26 protein-coding genes and 3 pseudogenes are annotated in these 25,027 nt (G+C 71.0%); 19 read left to right on the top strand and 10 right to left on the bottom strand.

Annotated elements, in window-relative coordinates; translation table 11 throughout:
- Positions 1-47 precede the first annotated feature (47 nt).
- Positions 48-908, bottom strand: coding sequence for a VOC family protein (locus tag ABT063_RS14395; RefSeq protein ID WP_351057599.1), 861 nt, complete (start codon positions 906-908; stop codon positions 48-50).
- A 77-nt stretch (positions 909-985) separates the two neighbouring features.
- Here ABT063_RS14395 and ABT063_RS14390 point away from each other — a divergent pair, with 77 nt between their 5' ends.
- The 13 genes and pseudogenes from ABT063_RS14390 (at position 986) to ABT063_RS14330 (ending at position 10,496) form a co-directional block, all read left to right on the top strand.
- Entirely contained in the window at positions 986-1,567 is a 582-nt protein-coding gene (locus ABT063_RS14390) for a carboxymuconolactone decarboxylase family protein (protein ID WP_351057598.1), read from the top strand.
- Positions 1,564-2,412: a fumarylacetoacetate hydrolase family protein gene (locus ABT063_RS14385; protein WP_351057597.1), complete on the top strand. Its 849-nt coding sequence runs from the start codon at positions 1,564-1,566 to the stop codon at positions 2,410-2,412. Before ABT063_RS14390 ends, ABT063_RS14385 begins: the two co-directional genes overlap by 4 nt.
- A gap of 35 nt (positions 2,413-2,447) precedes the next feature.
- The gene (locus tag ABT063_RS14380) at positions 2,448-2,990 is read left to right on the top strand and encodes a MarR family winged helix-turn-helix transcriptional regulator (RefSeq protein ID WP_351057596.1); all 543 of its coding nucleotides are present in this window, start codon (positions 2,448-2,450) and stop codon (positions 2,988-2,990) included.
- A 163-nt stretch (positions 2,991-3,153) separates the two neighbouring features.
- Positions 3,154-3,684, top strand: coding sequence for a cupin domain-containing protein (locus tag ABT063_RS14375; protein ID WP_351057595.1), 531 nt, complete (start codon positions 3,154-3,156; stop codon positions 3,682-3,684).
- 117 nt (positions 3,685-3,801) lie between these two features.
- Positions 3,802-4,881: a cytochrome P450 gene (locus tag ABT063_RS14370; protein ID WP_351057594.1), complete on the top strand. Its 1,080-nt coding sequence runs from the start codon at positions 3,802-3,804 to the stop codon at positions 4,879-4,881.
- 62 nt (positions 4,882-4,943) lie between these two features.
- A complete protein-coding gene (locus ABT063_RS14365) occupies positions 4,944-5,267 on the top strand; it encodes a 2Fe-2S iron-sulfur cluster-binding protein (RefSeq protein ID WP_351057593.1) in 324 nt (107 codons plus the stop codon).
- Positions 5,264-5,683: an FAD-dependent oxidoreductase gene (locus tag ABT063_RS14360; protein ID WP_351057592.1), complete on the top strand. Its 420-nt coding sequence runs from the start codon at positions 5,264-5,266 to the stop codon at positions 5,681-5,683. The genes ABT063_RS14365 and ABT063_RS14360 overlap by 4 nt, the downstream gene beginning before the upstream one ends.
- Positions 5,602-6,102: pseudogene (locus tag ABT063_RS14355) on the top strand (FAD-dependent oxidoreductase); the annotation flags it as partial. The gene ABT063_RS14360 and the pseudogene ABT063_RS14355, both read left to right, overlap by 82 nt.
- Positions 6,103-6,167: 65 nt before the next feature.
- Positions 6,168-6,365, top strand: a complete 198-nt coding sequence (locus tag ABT063_RS14350) for an oxidoreductase C-terminal domain-containing protein (RefSeq protein WP_351057793.1) — start codon at positions 6,168-6,170, stop codon at positions 6,363-6,365.
- Entirely contained in the window at positions 6,314-6,496 is a 183-nt protein-coding gene (locus ABT063_RS14345) for an oxidoreductase C-terminal domain-containing protein (RefSeq protein ID WP_502990814.1), read from the top strand. The genes ABT063_RS14350 and ABT063_RS14345 overlap by 52 nt, the downstream gene beginning before the upstream one ends.
- On the top strand, positions 6,493-7,956 hold the full coding sequence (locus tag ABT063_RS14340) for a class I adenylate-forming enzyme family protein (protein ID WP_351057791.1): 1,464 nt from the start codon (positions 6,493-6,495) through the stop codon (positions 7,954-7,956). Before ABT063_RS14345 ends, ABT063_RS14340 begins: the two co-directional genes overlap by 4 nt.
- An 89-nt stretch (positions 7,957-8,045) precedes the next feature.
- Positions 8,046-8,611: pseudogene (locus ABT063_RS14335) on the top strand (acyl-CoA dehydrogenase family protein).
- Positions 8,612-8,939: 328 nt separating this feature from the next.
- Positions 8,940-10,496, top strand: a complete 1,557-nt coding sequence (locus tag ABT063_RS14330; RefSeq protein WP_351057591.1) for a right-handed parallel beta-helix repeat-containing protein — start codon at positions 8,940-8,942, stop codon at positions 10,494-10,496.
- Positions 10,497-10,570: 74 nt separating this feature from the next.
- On the opposite strand, the gene ABT063_RS14325 is transcribed toward ABT063_RS14330, so the two are convergent.
- Entirely contained in the window at positions 10,571-12,286 is a 1,716-nt protein-coding gene (locus ABT063_RS14325) for an IlvD/Edd family dehydratase (RefSeq protein WP_351057590.1), read from the bottom strand.
- Positions 12,287-12,333: 47 nt separating this feature from the next.
- On the opposite strand from ABT063_RS14325, the gene ABT063_RS14320 reads away from it, so the two are divergent.
- Complete coding sequence (locus tag ABT063_RS14320) at positions 12,334-13,158, top strand: IclR family transcriptional regulator (RefSeq protein WP_351057589.1); 825 nt, start codon at positions 12,334-12,336, stop codon at positions 13,156-13,158.
- Entirely contained in the window at positions 13,155-14,207 is a 1,053-nt protein-coding gene (locus ABT063_RS14315) for a zinc-dependent alcohol dehydrogenase (RefSeq protein WP_351057588.1), read from the top strand. The genes ABT063_RS14320 and ABT063_RS14315 overlap by 4 nt, the downstream gene beginning before the upstream one ends.
- A gap of 477 nt (positions 14,208-14,684) precedes the next feature.
- Here the strand turns inward: ABT063_RS14315 and ABT063_RS14310 are convergent, their stop codons facing one another.
- The 3 genes from ABT063_RS14310 to ABT063_RS14300 form a co-directional block, all read right to left on the bottom strand.
- Positions 14,685-15,518: a carbohydrate ABC transporter permease gene (locus ABT063_RS14310; RefSeq protein ID WP_351057587.1), complete on the bottom strand. Its 834-nt coding sequence runs from the start codon at positions 15,516-15,518 to the stop codon at positions 14,685-14,687.
- Positions 15,515-16,405, bottom strand: a complete 891-nt coding sequence (locus tag ABT063_RS14305) for a carbohydrate ABC transporter permease (RefSeq protein ID WP_351057790.1) — start codon at positions 16,403-16,405, stop codon at positions 15,515-15,517. Before ABT063_RS14305 ends, ABT063_RS14310 begins: the two co-directional genes overlap by 4 nt.
- A gap of 154 nt (positions 16,406-16,559) precedes the next feature.
- Entirely contained in the window at positions 16,560-17,837 is a 1,278-nt protein-coding gene (locus ABT063_RS14300; RefSeq protein ID WP_351057586.1) for an extracellular solute-binding protein, read from the bottom strand.
- A 332-nt stretch (positions 17,838-18,169) separates the two neighbouring features.
- Here ABT063_RS14300 and ABT063_RS14295 point away from each other — a divergent pair, with 332 nt between their 5' ends.
- The 3 genes and pseudogenes from ABT063_RS14295 to ABT063_RS14285 form a co-directional block, all read left to right on the top strand.
- Positions 18,170-18,922, top strand: a complete 753-nt coding sequence (locus tag ABT063_RS14295) for a DeoR/GlpR family DNA-binding transcription regulator (protein WP_351057584.1) — start codon at positions 18,170-18,172, stop codon at positions 18,920-18,922.
- Complete coding sequence (locus ABT063_RS14290) at positions 18,919-20,307, top strand: 6-phospho-beta-glucosidase (RefSeq protein WP_351057583.1); 1,389 nt, start codon at positions 18,919-18,921, stop codon at positions 20,305-20,307. The genes ABT063_RS14295 and ABT063_RS14290 overlap by 4 nt, the downstream gene beginning before the upstream one ends.
- 48 nt (positions 20,308-20,355) lie before the next feature.
- Positions 20,356-20,625 (top strand): annotated as a pseudogene (locus tag ABT063_RS14285) (MFS transporter); the annotation flags it as partial.
- Positions 20,626-20,880: 255 nt separating this feature from the next.
- On the opposite strand, the gene ABT063_RS14280 reads toward ABT063_RS14285, so the two are convergent.
- Together ABT063_RS14280 and ABT063_RS14275 are read right to left on the bottom strand one after the other, a co-directional pair.
- On the bottom strand, positions 20,881-21,627 hold the full coding sequence (locus ABT063_RS14280) for a CbtA family protein (protein ID WP_351057582.1): 747 nt from the start codon (positions 21,625-21,627) through the stop codon (positions 20,881-20,883).
- 12 nt (positions 21,628-21,639) lie between these two features.
- Positions 21,640-21,858, bottom strand: a complete 219-nt coding sequence (locus ABT063_RS14275) for a CbtB domain-containing protein (protein ID WP_351057580.1) — start codon at positions 21,856-21,858, stop codon at positions 21,640-21,642.
- Between the two features lie 245 nt (positions 21,859-22,103).
- Between ABT063_RS14275 and ABT063_RS14270 the strand changes: the two genes are divergently transcribed.
- Positions 22,104-22,688, top strand: coding sequence for a histidine phosphatase family protein (locus ABT063_RS14270; RefSeq protein WP_351057579.1), 585 nt, complete (start codon positions 22,104-22,106; stop codon positions 22,686-22,688).
- Positions 22,689-22,856: 168 nt separating this feature from the next.
- On the opposite strand, the gene ABT063_RS14265 is transcribed toward ABT063_RS14270, so the two are convergent.
- From ABT063_RS14265 to ABT063_RS14255, 3 genes are all read right to left on the bottom strand, one after another.
- Positions 22,857-23,330, bottom strand: coding sequence for a DUF6174 domain-containing protein (locus ABT063_RS14265; RefSeq protein WP_351057578.1), 474 nt, complete (start codon positions 23,328-23,330; stop codon positions 22,857-22,859).
- A 115-nt stretch (positions 23,331-23,445) separates the two neighbouring features.
- Positions 23,446-24,195 carry a DUF1775 domain-containing protein gene (locus ABT063_RS14260; protein WP_351057577.1) on the bottom strand — a complete coding sequence of 250 codons (750 nt, stop codon included), beginning with the start codon at positions 24,193-24,195 and terminating at the stop codon, positions 23,446-23,448.
- Positions 24,171-24,842, bottom strand: a complete 672-nt coding sequence (locus tag ABT063_RS14255) for a hypothetical protein (protein ID WP_351057576.1) — start codon at positions 24,840-24,842, stop codon at positions 24,171-24,173. Before ABT063_RS14255 ends, ABT063_RS14260 begins: the two co-directional genes overlap by 25 nt.
- Positions 24,843-25,027: the final 185 nt, after the last annotated feature.

Genomic DNA, 25,027 nt, shown 5'->3' with positions numbered 1-25,027 from the left:
AAACGGACCGCTTCCCTCGAAGACCGGCAGGGAGAGGTGAGGGGGCGTCAGTCGACCGGGTGGTGGCCCCAGATGTCGGCGGTGTGGACACGGCTGACCCAGGTGCTCTCGTCCACCTGCACACCGCCGGCGCCGATCTCGATGCCGAAGCCGGCCGGCGAGGTCATGTAGAAGGAGAACATCCCGTCGTTGGCGTGCTTGCCGAGCGTCGCCATGAGCTTGACGTCGTGCTCACGCGTCCGGTCCAGGGCGCGGCCGACCTCCTCCGGTGTGGTCACCTCGCACAGGACGTGGTGGGTGCCCTCGTTCTTGTACGACCGGATGAAGGCGACGCTGTGGTGTCTGGGGTTGCAGCCGAGGAAGTAGAACGTGCCCCAGGGGTAGTCGGCGGTGTCGCTGAGCCGGAAACCCAGGACGTCGCGGTAGAAGTCGACCGCCTCCTGCACGTGCGGCGTCTTCATCACGACGTGCCCGAGCCCCTGCTCGCCGGTCACGAAGTCGGCGCCGAGCGGTGACACGAACTGGCTCGGGGCGAGGCGGCGGCCGCAGAACAACTCGGTGCGGATGCCGAGCGGGCCGGTGAAGTGCACCATCCGGGCCACCTGTCGGTCGTGGCACTCCTCGTCCGTGCCGACGAAGACGTCGACGCCGGCCTCCTTCAGCCGCACCGTCATCTCGTCGATCGCGGCCCCGTCCCGGACCTCCCACCCGATGACCGTCACGCCACCGGTCTCCGCCTCCGCCAGCCACATACGGAACGGATGTTGATCCATCCGCAGGCGGTAGCGCACCGAGTCCCCGGGAGCGGCGGGCTCGACCGCGAGGCCTATCACTGTCCGGGCGTACTCCGCCCACGCTGTCGGGTCGGGTGTGCCGATGCCCAGGTACCCAAGGCTCTGGATCGTCATGGACGAGGTATTTGTTAGATCCTTGACGGTCAAGACTCATACGAATACGTTGACGTCATCGAGCCGAGGAGGACTCCGTGCCCGAGAAAGCCCGCGTACGGCCCGTGGAAGAGGCCGACCTGCAGGAGAAGACGCTCTCGTCGCTGGCGCCGTACCGCGACCAGGACGGCCGCATCTACACGATCTGGGCCACCCTGGCGCACCACGAGGACGCGCTGCGCCGCTTCCTCGTCTTCGGCAACCACGTGCTGGGCAAGAACACCCTGCCACTGCCGTCGCGGGAGCTGATGATCCTGCGGATCGCCGCCCGTGCGCGGGCCGCGTACGAGTGGGACCAGCACGTCCGGATCGCCCGCCGGGCAGGGCTGGCCGACGAGACGATCCTCGCCGCGGCGACCGGCGCGTGGAGCGGACTCGACGAACCGGACCGGGTCCTGCTCGCCGCGACCGACTCGCTCGTCGACCGCCAGGGCGTCGACGACGAACTGTGGGGCCGACTGGAGGCTCTCCTGAGCGTCGAGCAGGTCATCGACGTGCTCTACACGGTCGGCCAGTACCTGACCATCGCCACCGTCATCAACACCCTCGGGGTCCAGACGGAGGGCGACCTCGCACTGCCCCTCCCCCGGTTGTCCGACCAGAAGGAAGTACCCGCATGAAGCTCGCCAGCCTCGCCGGCCGCCCCGCCGCCGTGCGCGGGGACCGCGCCCTCGACCTCGCGGATGCCGGCAAGGGAGCGATCGAGCCGCGCCTGGAGGTGCTGTCCGACCTCGCCCTCCATGACGAGCTGCGCACCCTGGCCGAGCGTGCAGCGGAGGCGGACTGGAAGCCGTTCGACCCGCAGGACCTGGGCAGCGTCGCCAAGCCGTACAAGGCGATCGGGGTGGCCCTCAACTACCGTGCGCACGCCGAGGAGTCCAACCTCCCGGTCCCGGACGAGCCGTCGGTGTTCGCCAAGTTCGCCTCGTCCGTGGCCGGTCCGTACGACTCCATCGTGGTGGAGCCCCAGTACGACAAGGTCGACTACGCGGCGGAACTCGTGGTGGTGATGGGGAAGACCGGCAAGGCCATCTCCGAGGCCGGCGCCTGGTCGTACGTGGCGGGCGTGACCGCCGGCCAGGACATCAGCGACCGCCGGGAGCAGTGGCGCAAGCCGATCAACCAGTTCACGCTGCCGAAGTCGTACGACACCTTCAGCCCGATCGGCCCGTACCTGGTGACCGTCGACGAGTTCGAGGACCCGGACGACATCGAGGTGGCCGGCTGGGTCGACGACCTGGAGGTGCAGCGGGGCCGCACCTCGGACCTCATCTTCAGCGTGCCCGCGCTGACCGCCTGGCTGTCGAAGCGAGTCACGTTCGAGCCCGGCGACCTGATCTTCACCGGCACCCCCGCCGGCTGCGGGGTCCGCCGCACCCCGCGCCTCTACCTGACCGAAGGTAAGGTCCTGCGGACCGAGGTGACGGGCGTCGGCACTATGGTCAATCCGGTCGTCGCCGGCTGACACCGTTCCGGCCGGACCAGGAAGGGTGGGAGATCGTGACCGACACCGTGCGCGAACCGGGGACCACGGGCGCGAGCCGGACCCGGGAGTTCTCGGAGCTGCTCCGCCATCACCATCGTGAGCTGGGCACGACCGACCCCAGGGACCTCGACGCGATCGAGATGGTCACCGATCTCACCCGCCTCGAAGCCCGGCTGACCAAGGACTTCGAACGGCACGTCCACCGGCCGCTCGGCCTGACCTGGGCGGGCTTCCGCATCCTGAACGCCCTGTGGGCCTACGACGGGCTCGCCCAGCAGGACATCGGCCGGGTCTCCGGCTCCACGCGCGCCAGCATCTCCAGCGCGCTGACCACGCTGGAGAACCGCGGCCTGGTCAACCGCCGGCGCGTCGAGACCGACCGCCGCCAGCTGATCGTCGAGCTCACCGAGGAGGGCCGCGACACGCTGCGGCGCGCCATCGCGGCCCAGACCGAGCGTGAGCGGGCCTGGACGGCCATCCTGCGCGACGACCAGCTCGGTGAGCTGGTGCACCTGCTGCGCACGCTGGTCAACCAGGAGACCCCGCCGGTGGACTGACCGGCCTCGGGGGCCACCGTCCGTCTTCCCCCTGACAACAGGTCGTCAGGACCTTTACTGTCACACCTCTAACGTTTTCGGCTCGGCGTGCCTTAACGTCCCAGCCACCTCCACACCTGACGCTCCCTCGTCATCCCCGACGTGCTTCTCAAAGGAGAGAACCATGGTCCGTCGTGTCGTCACCGGTGTCAGCGCCAGCGGCAAGCCCGTGATCGTCAGTGACGGCGAGCCGCCGCGCACCCATCACTGCACCCACACTCCGGGCCATGCCAGGGCCCTGGTGTGGAACACGACGGCGCCCGCCGCCCCGTCGGCCGACCCGACGGCATCGCTGAAGTCCTTCGTGCCCGCCCCCGGCGAAACGATCGCCCTGACCGTCACCTTCCCGCCGAGCAGTGTCTTCGCCGACCCCGGCTTCGACCCCGCCGCCGCGGCGGCCGAGCAGCTGGAGACCTCCCCCGGACTCGCCGAGCTCTTCGAGCCCGACAACCCCGGCATGCACACCACTCCCACCGTCGACTACGGCGTGGTCCTGTCGGGCGAGATCGTCCTCGACCTGGACGGCGGGGAGACCGCGATCCTTGGGCCCGGCGACATCGTCGTGCAGAACGGCACCCGCCACGCCTGGCGCGTCACCGGCACCGAGCCCGCCACGATGTTCTTCGTCCTGATAGGTGCGGGCAGGACGTCATGAGCGCCGTCACCACCGCGGCCCCCGGCGCGCCGGTCGTCGAGCTCGACCTCGCCGAGCTGCGCCACGACCCGTAACCCCGCCTACGCCGAACTGCGCCGCACCGCACCGCTGGCCTGGGTGCCGTCGGTCGGACGGCACCTGCTCACCCGGTACGACGACATCGTCCACGCCGAGAAGCTGCCGGAGGTGTTCAGCTCGCGCGAGGAGGGCTCGCTGCTGCGCACCGTCGGCCCCAACATGCTCCGCGAGGACGACCCCGAGCACCGGCGGCTGCGGGCCGCCGCCGAGCCGCCCACCCGCCCCCGCCAGGTCCGCGACCTGTGGGCCGGGTCCTTCGAGCGCACTGCTCACGAGCTGCTCGACCGGATCGCCGGACGCGGCGAGGCCGACCTCGTCCGCGACTTCGCGGAACCGCTGGTGGCGGCCAACCTGGCCCTGGTCCTCGGCCTGCACAACGCCGGCGCCGACGACATCGCCGACTGGTCCCGGGCGATGATGGCCGGCAACAGCAACTACGTGAACGACCCCGACGTGTGGCTGCGCGCCGAGCAGGCCACCCTCGCCATCGAAATGGCGGTGGCCGAGCGGGCCGGGGCCGTCCGGCGTGAGCCCGACGGCTCGGTGATCTCCTCCATGGTCAACGCCCCCGAGCCGGTGGACCTCGCCGAGACCCAGAACAACGTCAAGGTCATCGTCGGCGGAGGCGTCAACGAGCCGCGTGACGTCTTCGGGGTGGGCGCCTGGGCGCTGCTCCAGCGCCCCGAGGTGCTGGACCGGGTGCTGGCGGAGCCGGCGCTGTGGAAGCGGGTGTTCGAGGAGACCGCCCGCTGGATCTCGCCGATCGGCATGTATCCGCGCCAGCTCACCCAGGACTACGAGATCGCCGGCGTGACCCTGCCCGCCGGGAGCCGCGTGGCCCTGGTGATCGCCTCGGGGAACCGGGACGAGTCGGTCTTCCTGCGGGCCGACGAGTTCGACGTCGACCGCCCCCATCGCCCGCACCTCGCCTTCGGCGGCGGTCCGCACTTCTGCATGGGCGCGTGGGTCGCGCGCCACGAGGTCAGCGCCCTCGCCTGGCCTCTCGTCTTCGGCCGCCTCAAGGGACTCCGCCTCGACGACGGCGCGGAGGACCGCATGGAGGGCTGGGTGTTCCGGGGACCCACCTCTCTGAACGTCACCTGGCACGCCTCCGCCTGAGCCCGGCACGCCCCCCCGCCTGAGCCCGGCAAGCCCTGAGCCGTCCCCATCGGGCGGACTTCATGCCCATCGTCATCTTCGAGTTGCCCGACGGCACCCAGCGCAAGGTCACCGCCGAGTCCGGCACGGTCCTGATGCGGGCCGCCGTGTCGAACGGCGTCGACGGCATCGTCGCGGAGTGCGGAGGCAACTCCTCCTGCGCCACCTGCCACGTCTACGTCGACGCACAGCACGGTGACCTCGTGGGACCGCCGAACGACGTCGAGGAGGAGATGCTGGACTTCACCGCCGCCGAGCGCCGGCCCACCAGCCGGCTCAGCTGCCAGATCGAGCTCTCCGACGTACTCGACGGGCTGGTCGTCCACGTGCCCGAGGAGCAGGTATGACGTCCGCCGCGGGCGTGGTCGTCGTCGGCGGCGGACAGGCCGGATTCAGCGTCGTCTCCGCCCTGCGGGGCACGGGCTACGGCGGCCCGGTCACCGTCTTCGCCGACGAGCGCCATCTGCCGTACCAGAGACCGCCGCTGTCCAAGAAGGCGCACACGGACTCCCTCCGAGCCGAACTGGTGCCGGAGTCCTTCTACCGCGAGCGGGACATCGACCTGCGCCTGGGCGAGAGCGTGACCGCCCTCGACACGTCACGCCCGCACGGTGGTCACCGGCGCGGGTGCGCGTGTCCCCTACGAGCACCTCGTGCTGGCGACCCGCGCGCAACCGGCCGCTGCCCGTCCCCGGCGCCGGGCTGCCCGGCATCCACGCACTGCGCTCGCTCGACGACGCCCTGGCGATCGGCCGGGCGCTGACGACGGCCCGCGACGTGGTCGTCGTGGGCGGCGGGTTCATCGGGCTCGGACTCGCCCAGGTCGCCTTGGCATCCGGCGCGCGCGTCACGGTGGTGGAGCTGGCCGACCGGCTGCTGAGCCGGGCCGTCTCCGCCGAGCTGCGGCAGCACCTGCGGGCCAGACACGAGGACAGCGGCGTCCGCATCCTCACCGGGACGGCCGTGCGGGCGATCGAGGGCACGGACCAGGTGCGGCAGGTCGTCACGGACATGGGCGTCCTGCCCGCCGACCTCGTCGTCTACGGCATCGGGGCCGCTCCCCGGGACGAGCTGGCGCGGGACGCCGGCCTCGCGGTGGACGACGGTGTGGTCGTGGACGAGCAGCTGCGCTCGGTCACCGACCCCCGCGTCTCCGCCGTGGGCGACTGTGCCCGCCATCCCCGCCCCCGCGCGCACGCGCCGGTCCGGCTGGAGTCCGTGCAGAACGCCACCGATCAAGGGCGCTGGTGGGCCGCCGTATCGCCGGGTCACCGGGCCCGTACGAGAGCCTGCCGTGGTTCTGGAGCGACCAGGGCGCGATCAAACTGCAGATCGCCGGGCTGCGTACCGGCACCGACGAGGTGCGCGTGGTGCCGGGCGAGTCCCGGAACGGCTGGCCGCGTACGCCTTCCGCGACGACCGGCTGGTCGCCGTGGAGACGTTGAACTGGCCCGCGGAACACCTGGCCGCCCGCCGGCTGCTGGAGCGGCACGCGCCGGTGTCCGCCGCCGACCTCGCGGGGTCGACCCTGGGCGCCCTCGCCCGCGCCCGGCGTGCCGCGGAGGTGCGGGCATGACCGGAACCTCCACGCCCCCCGCCTCCTGGTTCGGTGCCCATCTCGTGGCGAGCGCGGCCGAGGCCGGGTCCCGGGTCCCCCTGGTCTTCACGGACCGGTCCTGGACGTATGCCGAGCTGGACCTGGCCATCCGGCGCACCGTCGCCCGCCTCGACAAGTTCGGGGTACGCAGGGGCGACCGGGTCGTGATGCGGGGCGCCGCGCGCCCGGAGGCTCTCGTCACGCTGTTCGCCGTGACGAGGATGGGGGCCGTGCTCGTCCCCGTCCATCCCCAGGTGACCGGCGGCGAGCTGGCGGTCGTGCGCGAGGAGACGGCGCCGCGTGCCGTCGTGGGCGACGAGGGGTTCCCGGGCGACGGCCCTGTTCTCACGTGGGACGAACTGCACCCCGGCGACGAGGCGTCCGCACTCGCCGCCGATCCGGAGCCACCGGCCGGCTCCGACGTCGCGATCATCGCGTTCACCTCGGGCACCTCCGGCCGTCCCAAGGGCGTCGCGCTAACGCACGACAACCTGTACTGGAGCATGGACAACGGCCTGGCCCTGCTGCCCGTCGGCGAGGCGGACGTCACGCTCGTCTCGACGCCGCTGGCCCACGTCGCCGTACTGGGCGGGCTGCCGCAGTACACCTGGGCGCGGCGCGGGACGGTGGTGCTGGCCCCGAGGTTCGCCCCGGACCTGTTCGTCGACCTGGTCCGCGACCACCGGGTCACGTGCGCGTTCGCCGTGCCCGCCATGGCCACCCTGCTGGCCCGTCACCCCCGCTTCGCCGGCGGCGACCTGGACACGCTGCGCTGGATCCTCTCCGGCGGAGCACCGGCCCAGACCGCGACCAGGGCACAGCTGGCCGAGCGCGGCATCAGGGTGGTCGACTCCTACGGCCTGACGGAGACCAGTGCCGGGGTGACGTACTCCGACACGGCCGCCACGGCGGGGCGCCCTGTCCCCCACATCGAGCTGCTGGTCGCGGACGAGGCGAGCTCCCGGGCCCCGGTGGACGCCGTGGGCGAGATCTGGGTGCGCGGACCCTCCGTCGCCTCGGCCTACTGGACGGCCGCCGGGCCGCGGCCCGCGACCGACTCCGAGGGCTGGTTCCACAGCGGAGACCGGGGCCGGATCGACGCGGAGGGCCGGCTGGAGGTGGTCGGGCGGGTCAAGGACACCATCATCACCGGCGGCGAGAACGTCGATCCCGCCGAGATCGAGAACGCGCTGGCCGACCTGCCCGGCCTCGTCGAGATCGCGGTGTCCGGGACGCCCGATCCGGTCTGGGGCGAGGTGGTGACCGCCTTCCTGGTCGCCGACGCCGGCGAACCCACCCTGGACGACATCCGCGCCCACCTCGACGGCCGGCTCGCCCGGCACAAGTGGCCGCGGCGCCTGTGCGTCGTACCGGCGCTGCCCCGCGGCGCGACCGGGAAGCTCCAGCGGCAGCGGCTGACGACCCTGCTCGACGACTGACGCCCACACCCCCGCACACACATCCCCGCACACCGAGATGGGGGCCGGCCCACCGGCGACATCTCCACCACTCACCCCTAGGAGAGGCCATGAGTGCGACCATGCGAGCCGCGCGGATGCACCACGTCGGCGAGCCGATGAGGCTCGAGGAACTCCCCGTCCCCCAGCCGGGTCCCGGCGACGTCCGCGTGGCCGTCCACGCCGTCAACATCGTCCCGAACGAGGCCCGGTACGGCATCGCCTGGGGCGCGATGGGCGCCGCCCGCTCGGCCTTCCGCACGGCGCTGGCCTACGCCGGTGACCGGGTGCAGTTCGACCGCCCGATCAGCTCGTTCCAGCTGACCCAGGCCAAGCTGACCGACATGGCCTGGAACTGGCCAAGGGCACGCTGCTGGCCTTCCACCTGGGCCGCACCAAGGACGACCGGGGCCTCAGGCCCGAGCAGGTCAGCTTCGGCAAGCTCAACAACACCCGCGGCGCGCTGGAGATCTGCCGCACCGCCCGCACGATCCTGGGCGCGAACGGCATCTCCCTGGAGTATCCGGTGATCCGCCACGCCAACAACCTCGAGTCGATCCTCACCTACGAGGGCACCGTGGAGATGCACACCCTCATGATCGGCCAGGCGCTGACGGGGCAGGCGGCGTTCCGCTGAGCGACGTCGTACGCGGGCCGCTGGAGGGGCCGCTGTGGGAGGGGCCGCTGTCGCCGTCATGGCGACGGCGGCCTTTCTGTTGCCGACCCTTCAGTAGTTCATGTTGATGAATAGAAATCAAGTACACGTCTATTGACGCGTTCACGGCAAGCATCTAGCGTCCGGGAAAGCGCTTTCTCCCTCCGGATGCGATGCCCGGCCGGTTCACCCCATTCACGTTCTCGAACTAGTCGCATCATCGCGCTCCGGAACCCGCAGAGGAAGGGTCAGCTCGACACCGTTCCACCGAACGCCTGGTCAGACGAGCCCACCTACCTGGAGACGAACGATGCAACTGAGACCCGTCATCGCGTGCGTCGGCCTGCTGGCCGGCACCCTCGTCGCGCTGTCCGGCACCACGGCACAGGCCGCCTCCACCCGCTACGAGGCCGAGAGCTCCCCGGCGGTCTGTACCGGCACCATCGACTCCGACTGGGCCGGCTTCTCCGGCAGCGGATTCTGCAACACCAACAACGCGGTCGGCGCCTATGCCCAGTTCACCGTGAACGCCCCCGCCGCGGGCACGGCGACCCTGAGGATCCGCTTCGCCAACGGAACCACCACCGCACGGCCCGCGAACCTCACGGTGAACGGCTCGTCGGCCACGTCCGTGTCGTTCGAGGGCACCGGCGCGTGGAGCACGTGGGCGACGAAGACGCTCACGGTGCCGGTGAGCTCGGGCAGCAACACCATCCGGCTCAGCCCCACCACCGCCGCCGGCCTGCCCAACGTCGACTACGCCGAGGTCGAGACGAGCGGCGACAACCCGGCGCCGACGGGGCCCGCGCTGTACGTGGCGCCGAACGGCACCGACGGCGCGGCCGGAACGCAGTCCGCCCCGACGACGCTCACCTCGGCGATCTCCCGCATCACGCCCGGCGGGACGATCTACATGCGCGGCGGCACCTACCGCTATTCGCAGACGGTCACCATCCCGGCGGGCAACAACGGCACCGCTAGTGACCGCACCGAGCTGACCGCCTACCCGGGTGAGACGCCCGTACTGAACTTCTCCGCCCAGAGCGAGGCCACGTCGAACCGCGGGCTCGCCGTGAACGGGTCGTACTGGCACGTCAAGGGCATCGTCGTCGAGCGGGCCGGGGACAACGGCATCTTCGTCGGCGGCAGCAACAACATCTTCGAGCGCACGGTGACCCGCTTCAACCGTGACACCGGTCTCCAGCTCTCGCGGATGCTCTCCAGCACGCCCAAGGACCAGTGGCCGTCCAACAACCTCATTCTGAGCGCGGAGTCGCACGACAACGCCGACTCGGACGGCGAGGACGCCGACGGCTTCGCCGCGAAGCTCACCTCCGGTCCCGGGAACGTCTTCCGCTACGCCGTGGCCCACAACAACATCGACGACGGCTGGGACCTCTACACCAAGTCGGACACGGGAGCCATCGGCGCGGTGACCATCGAGGACTCCCTCGCCTACGACAACGGCACCCTCAGCGACGGCTCCCAGGCCGGCAACGGTGACCGCAACGGCTACAAGCTCGGCGGCGAGGACATCGGGGTCAACCACGTCATCCGGCGCAACATCGCCTACAACAACGGCAAGCACGGGTTCACGTACAACAGGAACCTCGGCACGATGACGGTGTCGGACAACGTCAGCATCGACAACGAGGAGCGCAACTACTCGTTCGACGGGGGCACTTCGGTGTTCCGCAACAACACCTCGTGCCGCAGCGGCAGTGGGACGAACGACAGGATCGTCGGCAACGCCGACGGCTCGAACCAGTTCTGGTCCGGTTCGAACGGGTCCCGGTGCTCCTCCTACGCCGGCGCCCTGAAGTGGTCCTTCACCTCGGACGGCCGCCTCGTCGTGACGTTCGGCTGACAGCCGTGTAATCCGATCCCGGCTACGGCCCCGGCCGGCTCATCCGGTTCGTCCGGACGAGCCGGCCGGAGTGGTCAGTGCGACTCACGGCTGACCTCCGAACCGCTGGAGCCGACGAGGAAGTCCAGGTCGGCTCCGGTGTCGGCCTGGAGGACGTGGTCGACGTAGAGGCGCTCCCAGCCGCGCCTCGGGGCGGCGAAGCCGGTGACGGTGGCCTGGTTCGGGGTCCTGCGGGCGAGTTCGTCGGCGGGGACCTCGACATCGATGCGCCGGGCCTCGACGTCGAGGCTGACGACGTCCCCCGTCCGGACCAGCGCGAGGGGGCCGCCCGCCGCCGCTTCGGGCGCCACGTGCAGGACGACGGTGCCGTACGCCGTGCCGCTCATCCGGCCGTCGCAGACGCGGACCATGTCGCGGACACCTTGTTCGAGCAGTTTCTTCGGCAGTGGCATGTTCGACACCTCCGGCATGCCCGGGTAGCCCTTGGGGCCGCAGCCGCGCAGGACGAGGACGGAGTCGGCGTCGACATCGAGGTCCGGGTCGTCGATACGGGCGTGGAAGTCCTCGATCGAGTCGAAGACGACGGCCCGGCCGCGGTGGCGCAGCAGGTGCGCGGATGCGGCGGCCGGCTTGATGAGTGCCCCGTCGGGGGCGAGGTTGCCGCGCAGGACGGCGATGCCGCCCTCGGCGACCAGCGGCTGTGAGCGCGTGCGGATGACCTCGGAGTCCCAGATGGGAGCGTCGTCGAGGTGGTCGACCAGCGGCTTGCCGGTGACGGTCAGCGCGTCGGGGTCGAGCAGGTCGCGGACCTCGCGCAGGACGGCGAGCAGGCCTCCGGCGCGGTGGAAGTCCTCCATGAGGAAGCGGCCGGCGGGCAGCAGGTCCACCAGGACCGGCACGCGGGAGCCGACGCGGTCGAAGTCGTCGAGCGTCAGGTCGATGCCGAGCCGGCCCGCGATGGCCAGCAGGTGGACGACCGCGTTGGTCGAGCCGCCGATGGCGGCCAGCGCCACGATCGCGTTGTGGAAGGACGCCTCGGTCAGGAAGGTGCCCGGCCGTCGGTCGGCGGCCACCATGTCCACGGCCAGCCGGCCGGTGCCGTGGGCGGCCTCCAGCAGACGGCTGTCGGGCGCCGGGGTGCCGGCGACTCCCGGGACGACCGTGCCCAGCGCCTCCGCCACCAGCGCCATCGTCGAGGCGGTGCCCATGGTGTTGCAGTGCCCGCGGCTGCGGATCATCGCCGACTCGGAGCGGGTGAACTGCTCCTGGGAGAGCTTTCCGGCCCGCACCTCCTCCGACAGCCGCCATACGTCGGTGCCGCAGCCCAGCGGCGCACCGCGGAAGGTCCCGGTCAGCATCGGGCCGCCGGGCACGACGACGGCGGGCAGATCGACCGAGGCGGCGGCCATGAGCAGGGAAGGGATGGTCTTGTCGCAGCCTCCGAGCAGGACGACGCCGTCGATGGGGTTGGCCCGCAGCATCTCCTCCGTGGCCATCGCCGCCATGTTGCGCCAGAGCATGGCGGTGGGCCGCAACTGCGTCTCCCCCAGCGACACCACGGGCAGGTCGAGCGGAATGCCACCCGCCTCGTACACGCCGTCGCGGACGGAGGAGGCCACCTCGGTCAGGTGTGCGTTGCAGGGGGTCAGGTCCGAGGCGGTGTTGGCGATGGCGATCTGCGGACGGCCGCTGAAGGCGTCGCCCGGGACGCCGCGGCGCATCCACGCCCGGTGGATGTAGGCGTTGCGGTCCTGACCCGCGTACCACTGCGCGCTTCGGAGCGTCACCATTGCCCCTCTTCCAATAGTCGGTACGGCGGTCTAACTTTTGGAACGCCATGAAGAATACGCAGACGGTCGGTGGATCGACAGCCCTCGGCGAGGGCAGCGCAACCGGCGCCGAGAGCAGCCGACTTGTGGGGTCCGACCGTGTCCTCGCCGTCCTCAAGGAGCTCGCCCGCCACCCCGACGGCGTGGGGCTGGAGGAGCTGACCCGGGTGATCGGCAGCCCGAAGCCGACCGTGCACCGGGCGCTCGGCGCGCTGCGCCGGGCGGGGCTGGCCGGCCAGGACGCCCGTGGCCGGTATCTGCTCGGCGACGAGTTCCTGCGCATGGCCTTCGCCCACCACGAGGCCCGGCCCGAACACGTCCGCGTCCGCCCGGTGCTCGAAGCGCTGGCCCACCGGTTCGGCGAGACGGCCCACTACGCGGTGCTCGACGGCCGGGAGGTCGTCTACCGCGCCAAGGTCGACCCGCCCAGCGGCGCCGTCCGGCTGACCTCGACGGTCGGTGGCCGTAACCCGGCTCACACCACCGGCGTCGGAAAGCTGCTGCTCGCCCAGGAGTTGGGCACCCTTGATCAGGTCGAGGCGTGGATCGGCGACACGCCGCTCGTACGCCGGACACCGCGGGCGCTGTGCACACCCGAGGCCCTGCATCGCGAGCTGCGGGCCATCCGGGAACGGGGCCATGCCCTCGACGACCAGGAGAACGAGACCGGCGTCAACTGCCTCGCTCTGCCCGTCTACGCCACCTCACCGGCGGGCCCCTGCGGCGCGCTGAGCATCAGCGCCCTGGCGTACCGGACGCCCCTGCGCACGCTGATCGACGCGGTCGACGAGATCCGCGCCGCCCTCGGCCCCCTGGGCAGGCCGCACCCATGACCACGTCGTCCTTGGACCACACTCGCCACGTCATGCGTGCCTTCGTCCTGACGTGCCCGGGCCAGTACGAAGTCCAGGAGGTGCCGGCGCCGGTGGCGGCCCACGGTGAAGTCGTCGTCGACGTCGAGCGGGTCGGCGTGTGCGGCACCGACGTGGAGTTCTTCACCGGCGAGATGGCCTACCTCCACCAAGGGCACTCCACCTACCCGATGCGGCTGGGCCACGAGTGGGCCGGGCGCGTGGCAGCCGTCGGCGACGGCGTCGACTCCGTCTGGCTCGGCCGGCGGGTCATGGGCGACACCATGCTCGGTTGCCGCACCTGCCGCCGCTGTCTGCGGGGCCACCAGCACGTGTGCGAGAGACGGCAGGAAGTCGGCATACGCGGCGGGCGGGCCGGCGCCCTGGCGGAGCGACTAGCGGTGCCCGCCTCCTCGTTGCACGCCCTGCCCGACACCGTCGACGCCGAACTCGGCGCACTGGTGGAGCCGGGCGGCAACGCCCTGCGCGCCGCTCAGGCCGCCGAGTTGCAGCCCGGAGACCGGGCACTGGTGCTCGGCCCGGGCACCATCGGCCTGCTGGTCGCGATGTTCGCCCGGGCCGCCGGTGCGGAGGTGCACCTGATGGGCCGGACCGACAGCTCGCTGGCCTTCGCCCGGGAGCTCGGCTTCGAGCACGCGTGGCCGGAGGACTCCGTCCCGGACCTGCCGTTCGACGCGGTCGTCGACGCCTCGAACGCCGCCCGACTGCCCGCCCTGGCCCTGGAGTCGGTCGAACCGGCCGGCCGCGTCGTCTACGTCGGGCTGGCCGGCGAACCCAGCCGCGTCGACACCCGCACGCTCGCCCTCAAGGACGTCACCGCGGTCGGCATCCTGTCCGCCTCCCCCGGCCTCGACGCGACCATCCGGGCGTACGCCGACGGATCCGTCGACCCGAGGCCACTCGTGGCCGCGACCGTCGGGCTGGAACAGGTCGGTCCCGTCCTCGCCGGTGAGCGCCCGGCGGGCGCCGGGCCGGGACCGAAGATCCACATCGACCCGCGTCCGGCCTGACCGAGCACAGCCGTGCCGGCCGCCCCTGGTCCGGTTCTGGCCCGGGCCACCCATTCCAGTACCACCTCGGCGAACTCCCCCGGCAGTTGCTCAGGGGCGGGTACGTGCCCGCCGGAGAGGACCCGGGTCTGCCAGCCGAGCGCGGTGGCGAACTTCTCCAGCGCGGGCAGGGAGTAGTGGTCCCCGGGTGCGCAGACCGCGGGCGTACGGGCGGTGACGTACGGCAGCCGCCGGTCCATGACGTAGCGTTGCACCGCCTCGTGGCCCTCCTCGACCCGGTCCAGCGCGGTCATGAACCGGTTGAGGGCGGCCTCCTCGCCCTCCGCGTAGAAGCCGCGGCGCCGGTTCCACAGCTCCAGCGGTGCAAGCCGTCGGGCTTGGGGTCGACGTGGTCGACGGGCTTGCGCCCGCCCGCCGTGCGCCGTCCTCGACGAAGGACGTGGCGGAGAGCAGGAGGCTCGTCCGACCCCCGCGCGCTCAGCGCAGGGCGCCCTTGGTGGCGTCGGCGATGAACCCGCGGGCGAAGAAGGTGAACACCAGCACCAGGGGGATGACCGCGAGCAGCACTCCGGCCATCACCATGCTGTAGTCGGTCGAGTGGGCGGCGTACAGCTGTGCCAGGGCCACCTGGAGGGTGACCTCGTCCGGGTTGACCAGCATCACCAACGGCAGGATGTAGTCGTTCCAGGCGGCGATGAAGGTGTAGATGCCGAGGAAGGCCAGGGCCGGGCGGACGCACGGCAGCACCACGTGCCAGTACTGGCGGAAGAACCCGGCACCCTCGATGCGGGCGGCGTCCAGCAGTTCGTCCGGGACGCCGGTGCTGGTGTACTGGCGCATCCAGAAGATGCCGAAGGCGTTGGCGGCGGCGGGCACGATGAGCGCCTTGAGCGTGCCCAGCCAGCCCAGCTGCACCATGATCTCGTACTGCGGGATGATCGCCAGCTGGGTCGGCAGGATGTACATCGACAACAGCAGGCCGAAGAAGAACTTCTTGCCGGGGAAGTCGTACTTGGCGAAGGCGAAGGCCGCCAGCGAGTCGAAGAACAGCACGAGCACCGTCGTGCAGACCGCCACGATCACCGTGTTGAGCAGCGACCCGAAGAAGTCCACCCTGGCGAACAGGTTCTCGACGTTGGTCAGCAGGTTGTCGCCGATCCACAGCTTCGGCGGGAAGCTGTAGATGTCCTGCGAGGTGTTCGTCGCCATGACGATGATCCAGTAGAACGGGAACACCGAGATCACGACAGAGATCATCAGAATCACATGGACGCTCAGCCCGCGCAGGCGCTGGCGATTCAAGCCGTTCATGACCGTCGCTCCTTACCCTGCACCAGGCGCCAGTTGACGATGACGATGAGCAGGATCAGCAGGAAGAAGGCCCAGACGATCGCGGCCGCGTAGCCGAAGTCGTTGTTGTCGAAGGCCTGGTGGTAGAAGTACAGCAGCGTGGTCAGGCCCGCCTGGCCCGGCCCGCCGGAGTTGGGGTTGGTGGCCGCGTCGCTGCCGAACAGCACCTGGGGTTCGGTGAAGCTCTGCAGGCCGGTGACGGTGGAGATCACCACGGTGAACAGGATGATGGGCTTCAGCAGCGGGATCGTGATGGAGAAGAAGATCCGCACCGGGCCGGCCCCGTCCATCCTGGCGGCCTCGTACAGCTCCGAGGGGATCGCCTGGAGGCCGGCCAGGTAGATGATGGCGTTGTAGCCGGTCCACTGCCAGGTCATCAGCGCCGCGATGACCAGCTTGATCGTCCACTCGTTGCTCATCCACGGCACGGCCGACAGGTTCAGCCCCTGCAGGATGGCGTTGATCAGGCCGAAGTTGTTGCTGAAGATCGCGCCGAAGAAGATCGCGATGGCCACCAGCGAGGTGATGCTGGGAATGAACAGCGCTACCCGGTAGAAGCCGGTGAAGCGTTTGGTGGAGTTGACCAGCACCGCCATCACCAGCGCCATGAAGAGCATCGGCACGGTGGACAGCAGCCAGATGACCATGGTGTTGCGGATGGACAGCCAGAACACCGGGTCGTCCCAGAGGTAGCGGAACTGCTGGAACCCGACGAACTCCATCTCCCCGATGCCGTCCCACTTCTGGAACGCCAGGTACACGGTGAAGAGCACCGGGAAGAGCATGAAGACCGAGAAGATCAGGTAGTACGGCGAGATGGCCACGTACTGGGTCCAGTACCTGGCGATTCCGCGCCGTGGCCCGGGCCGCGTCCGGGACGACACCGGCCGGATCCGGCGGCCGTGCCGGCCCGGACCGCGCGGACGGTCCGGGGCCGGCTGCCCGGCGGGTCCGGAGGGCGGTCCGGTGGCGGCCGAACCGGCTACCGGGCTTGACGTCATGTCACTTCACTCCCTGGCGCTGGGCGATCTGCTTGGCCTGGCTGACCGCGTCCTTCCAGGCGGCCTCGGGGTCCTTGCCCTTGGCCTCGATGCTGGTGAGTTGGCTGTAGTAGGGCGCCGAGACCGCCGCGTCGGCCGGGGCCTCGTAGGCGGCGGGGATCTTCTCGGCCGCCGGGCCGAAGATGTCGATGGTCTTCTGGCCACCGAAGAATTCGTCACCGCCGGTCAGCGCGGGGAGTTCGTAGGCGGCCGGGGTGGAGGGGAACAGGGCCGCGTCGGTGAAGCCGCGCGCCTGGTTCTCGGGGTTGAGGATCCACTTGACGACGTCGAAGGCCAGCTCGGGGTTGGCGCAGGTCGACGGGAGGCACAGGAAGGATCCGCCGAGGTTGGACGGTCCGCTCGGCAGGCTCGCCACCCGCCACTTGCCCTTGGTGCCCGGTCCCGCGTTCTGGATGTCCAGCGCGTACCAGGCGGCGCCCAGCCCGGTGGCCACGGTGCCGTTACTGATGGCGGCGTTCCAGGTGTTGTCGTTGATGTTGCCGTCGATGCCGAGCGTGTAGGGCTTCACGGCGGTGGTCCAGGCCGCACGGATGTGGTCCTGGTCGCCGATGAACGTGTTGTCCTCGTCGATGAACCGCTTGGTGCCCTGACCGACGGCCATCGTGAACACCGCGCTGATGTTGTTGATCAGGAACGACTTCGGCACCGCCTTGTGCAGTTCGACGCCGGCGTCGAAGTAGGCGTCCCAGGTGGACAGCTGGGACGAGACCTCGGCCGGGTCGGTGGGCAGCCCCGCCTTGTCGAAGAGGTCCTCGCGGTAGTACAGCGCGCAGGGGCCGATGTCGATCGGGAAGCCGATGAGCCTGCCGTCCTGGGAGGTGGCCTGCTTCAGCTTCCACTCCAGGTACTCGGGCGCCAGCTTGTCCATGCCGAGTTCGTTCAGGTCGAGGAAGCGGTTGGCATTGGGCAGGAAGGAGGCGATGTCCTCGCCCTTGATACCGGTGATGTCCGGCGCGGTCTGGGCGGTCTTCATGCCGGTGAGCAGCTTGGTCTTGAAGTCGCCGCCGATCACGGACGTCTTCAGGGTGACGTCGGGGAACTGCTTCTTGGCGTCTGCGACGACCTTGTCGCTCAGGCCGCCGGCCCAGTACCAGAACTTCAGGTTCTTGCTGTCCTTGCCGCCGCTCGACCCGGAGCCGTCGCCGCACGCGGCGGTCAGCCCGGCCGTTGCGGCCGTGAGCACGGCGGCCTCGAGGAATCGTCTACGGGAAAGGTCCACGGTCTTCTCCTAGTGTTCGGCGTGTCCGGAAGGGACCTGCGAGTCGTGGGCGACGGCGGGCGCGACGGAGCTTCCGGACGGCTGAAGAGCATCGATGTCCGCGAACGCACCTCGCTGCCCGGAACGTGTGAGCTGGTCCTCTCGGACGGTGCCGAAGCATCGGTGGCGGCGAAAATGCGCGTGCCTCTGTGCTTCGGCCGACCGGAGTGGGGTCCGGGCCTGGCTCGAATTACGCAAGAGAGTGCACCCGGTGCGCGGGTTTGACAAGAGTCAAGCAGAGATCGAGACATCCATGCGTGACTTTGCGCGACTCTGGTCGTATGGTCAGCGCCATGCTCCCTGACCGAAGACATGAGCTGATCCTCCGCGCCCTGCGCGCGGACGGTCCCACCAGCGTGACCGCCCTGGCCGAGAAGGTGGGGGCCAGTCAGGCCACCATCCGGCGCGACCTCGCGCAGCTGGAGGACGAGGGACTGCTCAAGCGGGTCTACGGCGGTGCCGCCCCCGTCCTCGGCGAGGACGACCCGTTCGCCGACGTGGCCGCGGTCCGCGTCGAGGCCAAGGACGCGCTGGCGGCGTGGTGCGCGGACCTGGTCAGGGACGGTGAGACGGTGCTGCTCGACATCGGCACCACGGCCCACCGGGTGGCCCGCCATCTGCACGGCCGCTCCCTGACAGTGATCACCAGCAACCTGGCCGTCTACGAGGAGCTCCAGGACGACAAGGACGTCCAGCTGATCCTGCTGGGCGGCGTGGTCCGGCGCGACTACCGCTCGCTGGTCGGCTTCCTCACCGAGGACAACCTGCGGCAGATCCACGCCGACCGGCTGTTCCTCGGCACCAGCGGTATCCGCCCCGACGGCCAGGTGCTGGACACCACCGCCGTCGAGGTGCCCGTCAAGCGGGCGATGATCGCCGCCAGCGCCCAGGTGGTTCTGCTGGCGGACGCGGGCAAGTTCCCCGGCACCGGAATGGCCCGGGTGTGCGGGCCGGAAGACCTCGACGTCGTGGTGACCAACGCCCCGGGGGACGAGGCGACCTGTGGTCGGCTGCGCGAGGCGGGAGTTGAGGTGTTCGAAGTATGAAACTCACGATCCTGGGCGGCGGCGGCTTCCGCGTCCCGCTGGTCTACCGGGCACTGCTCGGCGACCGCGGCCAAGGACGCGTCACCACGGTGACCCTGTACGACCTGGACGCCTCCCGGCTGACGGCCATCCGCAAGGTCCTCGCCGACCAGGCCGCCGGGCACGCCGACCCGCCCGCCGTCACCGTCACCACCGACCTGGACGAGGCGGTCACCGGAGCCGACTTCGTGTTCTCCGCCATCCGCGTCGGCGGGCTCGCCGGGCGCGCGGCGGACGAGCGGATCGCTCTGGAGGAGGGCGTCCTGGGCCAGGAAACCGTCGGCGCGGGCGGCATCTCCTACGGGCTGCGCACCGTGCCGGTGGCGCTGGAGATCGCCCGCCGCATCGCCGCTCTGGCGCCCGACGCCTGGGTCATCAACTTCACCAATCCCGCCGGCCTGGTCACCGAGGCCATGACCGCCCACCTCGGCGACCGCGTGATCGGGATCTGCGACTCCCCCGTGGGCCTCGGCCGCCGCGTGGCCGGGGCGCTCGGCGTCAACCCGGCCCGCACCCGCCTGGACTACGTGGGCCTGAACCACCTGGGCTGGCTGTGCGGCCTGTACGCCGACGGCCGGGACCTGCTGCCCTCCCTGCTGGCGGACGAGGCCGCGCTGACCTCCTTCGAGGAGGGCAAGCTCTTCGGCGCCGACCTGCTGCGCACGCTCGGGGCGCTGCCCAACGAGTACCTGCACTACTACTACTTCCACCGCGAGTCGGTCGGCTCCGCGCGGGCCGCCGAACAGACCCGGGGGGCCTTCCTGCACTCCCAGCAGCAGCGCTTCTACGACTCTTTGAGCACGCACTCCACGAGCACGGATCCCCCGAGCGCGGCCGTCGGCGTCCCGCCCGCACCCCGCGCCGCCTGGAACGCCTGGGACGCCACCCGCCTGGAGCGCGAGGTCACCTACATGGCGGAGAACCGCGACGCCGTCGGCATGGGTGAACGCGACTCCTGCGACCTGGAGTCCGGCGGCTACGAGCAGGTGGCCCTCTCCCTCATGCGCGCCATCGCCCTGGACGAGCGCACCGCCCTCATCCTCAACGTCCGAGGCCGGGGCCGGATCCCCGTCCTCGACGACGACGCCGTCATCGAGGTCCCCTGCCACGTGGACGCCAACGGCGCCCACCCCATCGCCGGGGCCCCGTTGCCCGACCACGCCAGGGGCCTGGTGTGCTCGGTCAAGGAGGTGGAGCGCGCGGTCATCCGCGCCGCCGCCACCCGTGACCGCGCCCACGCGGTCAAAGCACTGACCATCCACCCGCTGATCGACTCGTACGCCGTGGCAAGACGTCTGCTGGACGCCTACCAGCGGCACTTCCCCGAACTCGCCTACCTGGGCTGAGCGTCGAGCTTGCGCAGGTCCGCTCCGTCCGGCGCCCGGATGTGGCAGCTGTTCCTGGTCATGGCCCCGGCCATGAGCCTGGCCACGGCCGGCGTGGCCGCCGGAGGACTCCGGCGTCGCGTCCCCCGCCGTCAACACCATGCAGCAGGTCGGCGGCTGGACCCCGCCGTACTGGCCCAGGCCGGTCTGGAGGGTTGCTCCACCGCGTACTGGTGGTCGGCCGTCTTCTTCGCCGTCGGCCTGCTCATCAGCGTGCCCCTCTACCGGCGCGGCGCACCCGCCACCGACCCCGACGCCGCACCCGTCGTCCACATGTGACGACGCCCCGGTCGGCGCAGCTCAGCTCCTGAGTCGGGAGATGGATCGGCTCCGCCTGAGGCATGCCTTGGCTGCCTCAGGCGGAGCCAACCTCCTCACCCCCGTATGTTCTTCGCGGTCCTGCAAGAGGGCCGCTGGCCCCGGGCCCGGCATGACTGTTCCCCCCGTCTCCGGCCCCGACCCCGTACACACGAAACGGAACGGCGGGATCCGCGGGCGCGCCCCCGACGGCTCCCGCCGCTCGTGTGTGACGGCTCAGGCCACCAGGGTGGAGACCCGGCCACGGGCCGACTGCGGTTCGAGGACACGTTCGGCCAGGAAGCCGAACAGCAGCCCGAACGCCGACCACAGCACGGCTTGGACGCCGATGGAAGCCAGACGGAACTCCCACAGGTCGGTGGCCGGGAAGCCCTTCGGGGTGTTGTCCCCGTGCGGCAGGACGACCATCGCGACCGTCACCGCCGCGACGAAGGCGACCCCGGCGGCGATGGAGGCATTCCAGTTGCCCCAGGCCGGGGCGAGCCTGCGGCCCAGCAGGACGGCGGCGATGCCCAGCAGGACGCTCAGGGCGATCATCAGGACGAACAGGACGGTGCGCTTGTCGAGCGTGTCGGGGTTGCCGACGGCGGGCGGGTTCGCCGGGTACTTCAGGATCGGTACCAGGTAGACCAGGAGGAACCCTGCGAGCGCGGTCAGTCCGGCTGTGGCCCGCGCGCCGAACCGGCCGATCCGCCCGAGGGCGAAGCAGAACGCGAGTGCCGCGATGCCGCCGATGGCCACACCGAAGACGAGCACGCCCGTGGCCAGACCGGCCGTCGACTGCGCGGAACGGCTGACGAGTTCCTCACCGCCGTGTTCATGGGAGTTGGCCTCTTCGAACGCGATGGCCGCGTCGACGGGGCCTTCTCCGACCAGGAAGGCGAAGACGAAGGCGAGCACGCCGGCGCCTGCGCCGGCGAGCATGCCTCGCACCAACAGGGTGCGTACGGTGACGGAGTTCATGGAAGGCCTCCGTCAGTGGCAGGGGAAGCCGAGGAGGTGGCGGGCGTCGTGCACCCACTCGTGCACGCCCTCACCGGAGACCACGGCGGTGGCGCCCTGTTCGGCGCCGACGAAGTACAGCAGGACCAGCATCAGGACGCCGAAGAAGACCGCCCAGGGGGCGATCGCCCGCAGCGGCAGGGGCGTGACGGTCTGGGTGGTGGGGGTGGGGGCGGCAGTGGACTGCGCCATGGCGAGACCTCCTCGGGAACAACGCGTCCCGCATCGTGTGGAGCACGCGACGACGGCGTTGGGTCTGACTCACCACCCTCGTCTGGCCGGAGGGGTGGCACACAGTGGCGCGACCGTGCCGGACTTGCACCGGACTTCCGTGGCGCCGTCGTCCTTGTCGCCCCAGAGCGTAGGGGCAAGCGGGCCTTCGGCCAACATGGCGTACGCCAATTACGATGAACCGACCCCGCGGGAAAGGGCATTTGATGACCGTCCGGCTCACGCTGTTGTGCGCCGCCGCGCCTGTGGAGCACGACGTGCGCTTCGGCGCAGACACGCCCCTGGACGAGCGGGCGCTGCGGGCGGTGCGGGCAGTCACCGCAGCCCTGCCCACGGCCGCCTGCTACACGGGGCCTTCTCAGCGGTGCAGGCAGACGGCGCAGGCCCTGGGATGGGATGACGCCGGCGTCGAACCGGCCCTGCGGGACGTCGACATGGGCAGGTGGCACGGCCGGACCCTCAGTGAGGTGGCAGCCAGTGACGGTGCCGGGCTCGCTGCCTGGATGTCGGATCCCGAAGCGGCCCCGCACGGCGGCGAGTCCGTGGGTCAGGTGTGCCACCGGATCGCCGCCTGGCTGGACGCGCTGCCGGCCGATACGGGACGGACTGCGGCCGTGGTCGAACAGGCCATTGCGCGCGCTGCGGTGGTGCACGCGCTGGGAGCGCCGCAGCGGTCGTTCTGGCGCATCGACGTTCCACCGCTGTCCGCCTTCCAGCTCACCGGCCGGGAGGGGCGCTGGAATCTGCGGATGGGTACCGTCTCCACCGCGCAAGCCTATGGCGGCGCCTGACCGGCCAGGCCTTCCGGTCGCCCTCGCACCGCCGGCGTAACGCTGCCGTCGGTCGGCTTCCTCGCCGAACTGACCAGCGCCCGCGCTGCCCCGTGGACGGGGGGCCTGGCCTGCGTCGTGGCACGCTCGCGGTCGCCGCCGCCTTTCCCGCCCTCCGCCGCGCCCGTCTCACCGCGCCACCCTCCCCGGTTCGTAGGCGCTGATGACGTACAGGGCCTCGTCGTCGATGGCGTTCTCGTCCCAGTCCAGCGAGATCCGCAGCGGGCGCCCGTCGGCCGCGTACTGCGCCTCCGCTGTGTCCGCGTCGTCGCTGCGAGCCTGGTCGAGCCGCTTCAACAGCCGGCCGATCGTCGGCACTTCACCGGGCACCTCCCGTACCTGCCGCCGACTGTCTTCGTCGAGTCCGACCGCCTCCGTCACCGTGCCGTCCCGGACCTTCACCCGGAAGGTCCCCGCCAGGACCTGGGTGGTCGATGTCAGCGTGTAGTCGTACGAGGCAGGTTCCTCCCAGGTGGTCTTCTGCCCGCCCACGGCGGATTCCGGGGACGAACTCTCGGAGGCGCAGGCGGTGGTCGCGCACAGCAGGGCCCCGATCGACGCGGCAGCGGACACGAAACGGGACCGGGAACGTCCGGCAGGCATGGTGGCTCCCTCGGTGTTGGCTACCGCTGTGACGCCGGTGGGCTGAAGAACGTTCACGGCGGCCCGCCGGCCGTCGCCCTCGGGCGGTTTCACCTCAGGGCGACGGCGGTGAGCGTCAGCTCTGGGACGAGGCGGCGCGGCGCTTGACCAGCCACCAGGCTCCGCCGCCGAGCACGAGCAGAGCGACGACGATCACACCGACCAGGACGCCGGAGGACATGCCGTCGTCCTCCTCGGCCGCCGTGTCACTGGCAGCCGCCGAGGCATCCGGCTGAGGTGCGGCGGCGGAGGGAGTGGACGCGGCCGCACTGGGCGTCGCGCGCTCCGTCTCCGTCGGACTCGGGCTGACCGGCTCGGCGCCCGGAGCCGCGGCCTCCAGCTTGAGGACCGGGGCGGGCTGCTCGGCCTCCTCGCCGCCGGTGGGCAGTTCGATCCAGCGGGAGACCTCGCCGTCGCTGTAGGTCTCGACGGTCTTGAACGCGAGCTCCTTCGCGTCCGGCAACTGCCTGACCTTGATCTTGTGCTCGGCGTCGATGCCGGCCTTCAGCACCGGGCCGCCGAGCGTGTAGCCGTCGTTGGTGGCCGTCAGCTTCCAGCCCTTGGGTGCCTCGTCGAGGGTGACGTCAGTGGGTGCGATGCCTTCGGGCAGTACGACGCGCAGCTTGCTGAAGCCCGCGGATGCGGACTCGGCCTCGGAGACGAAGGTGAGAGTGACGTTCTCCGCGAGGGCCTGCGGACGGTCGGCCTCGACCTCCGCGTGCGCGGCGGCCGGTGCGGCCAGGGCGAGCGTGGCCGTCAGCGCGGCGGCAGCGGCGAGGGCGACACGGCGGCCGGCGTGGGCTACCACGTGGGTGGACGGGGACACAGGGAAACTCCTTGCTGAGACGGGAGAATCCGGCCCCGCGGGAACTGGGGCCGGTGAAGGACCACGAGGTGCTCCCGTCGCGGTGGTCCCCTGCGCACCACCGCGTGCTCCAGTACTTCCCCTCCTACCTGCGTGGCCGCCGCGCGATACCTGCCCGTCCACCCGGCGGGCAGCCTGGGCGCAGTCGCGTCCGGATCGGCCACCAGCCGTGGCAGCACCTGGTCCAGGGCGGCCACCGCGGCCCTGGACAGCGTGCCCAGCGACTCGAGCGCGGCCGCCGTCCGGACGTCCGCCCGGTGCAGCAGCCAGGCCACCACCAGCGCGGCGAGGGTGTGCACGAGCGTCATCGCCGCCCCCGTGTGATGCCAGGCATGCCCGTCCCCCGAGGCGGCGGCCATGTGCCCGGCGTGCATCCCGTGCTGCGGCATCGCCGTGGAGGTGTCACCGTCGGCGCAGGAGAGGGCGAGATGCAGCCCACCTTGCGCCGTCAGCGTGACCACGACCGTCGCGCCCGGCGCGTAGCGGCGCCGGGCGAGCGGCCACACCGCTACGAACTGCGCCCCGACCAGCGCGGCCATCAGCCGCCACGGCACCGTGCCTTCGGCGACCGCGTGATGCCCGAAGGTCGCGAGCACGGTGCCGAGCACGGCGAACAGGCCGGCCCGCGCGCACGTTCCCGCGCGACTGGCCCGGCCTGCTCCGACACGTCCCTCGTGTCCGGTCCCGTGATCAGGTGGCACGGTCGCCCATCATCCCCTACCGGCCGGAAGCCGTACGCGAAACTGTCGTACAACGCTCGGACCCCGCTCGAACCCGCGCCCTCACGACCGCG

The sequence above is a fragment of the Streptomyces sp. NPDC002838 genome (assembly GCF_040295365.1).
Taxonomy (GTDB): domain Bacteria; phylum Actinomycetota; class Actinomycetes; order Streptomycetales; family Streptomycetaceae; genus Streptomyces.
The sequence above is the reverse complement of the archived record's forward strand: the minus strand, read 5'-3'. Positions and strand labels throughout refer to the sequence as shown.

Coding starts and splice junctions, on each gene's coding strand:
- ABT063_RS14340 (WP_351057791.1), top strand. CDS start 6,493: ATGACCGGAACCTCCACGCCCCCCGCCTCCTGGTTCGGTGCCCATCTC.
- ABT063_RS14310 (WP_351057587.1), bottom strand. CDS start 15,518: ATGAACGGCTTGAATCGCCAGCGCCTGCGCGGGCTGAGCGTCCATGTG.
- ABT063_RS14395 (WP_351057599.1), bottom strand. CDS start 908: ATGACGATCCAGAGCCTTGGGTACCTGGGCATCGGCACACCCGACCCG.
- ABT063_RS14385 (WP_351057597.1), top strand. CDS start 1,564: ATGAAGCTCGCCAGCCTCGCCGGCCGCCCCGCCGCCGTGCGCGGGGAC.
- ABT063_RS14325 (WP_351057590.1), bottom strand. CDS start 12,286: ATGGTGACGCTCCGAAGCGCGCAGTGGTACGCGGGTCAGGACCGCAAC.
- ABT063_RS14375 (WP_351057595.1), top strand. CDS start 3,154: ATGGTCCGTCGTGTCGTCACCGGTGTCAGCGCCAGCGGCAAGCCCGTG.
- ABT063_RS14295 (WP_351057584.1), top strand. CDS start 18,170: ATGCTCCCTGACCGAAGACATGAGCTGATCCTCCGCGCCCTGCGCGCG.
- ABT063_RS14365 (WP_351057593.1), top strand. CDS start 4,944: ATGCCCATCGTCATCTTCGAGTTGCCCGACGGCACCCAGCGCAAGGTC.
- ABT063_RS14315 (WP_351057588.1), top strand. CDS start 13,155: ATGACCACGTCGTCCTTGGACCACACTCGCCACGTCATGCGTGCCTTC.
- ABT063_RS14360 (WP_351057592.1), top strand. CDS start 5,264: ATGACGTCCGCCGCGGGCGTGGTCGTCGTCGGCGGCGGACAGGCCGGA.
- ABT063_RS14280 (WP_351057582.1), bottom strand. CDS start 21,627: ATGAACTCCGTCACCGTACGCACCCTGTTGGTGCGAGGCATGCTCGCC.
- ABT063_RS14290 (WP_351057583.1), top strand. CDS start 18,919: ATGAAACTCACGATCCTGGGCGGCGGCGGCTTCCGCGTCCCGCTGGTC.
- ABT063_RS14330 (WP_351057591.1), top strand. CDS start 8,940: ATGCAACTGAGACCCGTCATCGCGTGCGTCGGCCTGCTGGCCGGCACC.
- ABT063_RS14265 (WP_351057578.1), bottom strand. CDS start 23,330: ATGCCTGCCGGACGTTCCCGGTCCCGTTTCGTGTCCGCTGCCGCGTCG.
- ABT063_RS14320 (WP_351057589.1), top strand. CDS start 12,334: ATGAAGAATACGCAGACGGTCGGTGGATCGACAGCCCTCGGCGAGGGC.
- ABT063_RS14270 (WP_351057579.1), top strand. CDS start 22,104: ATGACCGTCCGGCTCACGCTGTTGTGCGCCGCCGCGCCTGTGGAGCAC.
- ABT063_RS14275 (WP_351057580.1), bottom strand. CDS start 21,858: ATGGCGCAGTCCACTGCCGCCCCCACCCCCACCACCCAGACCGTCACG.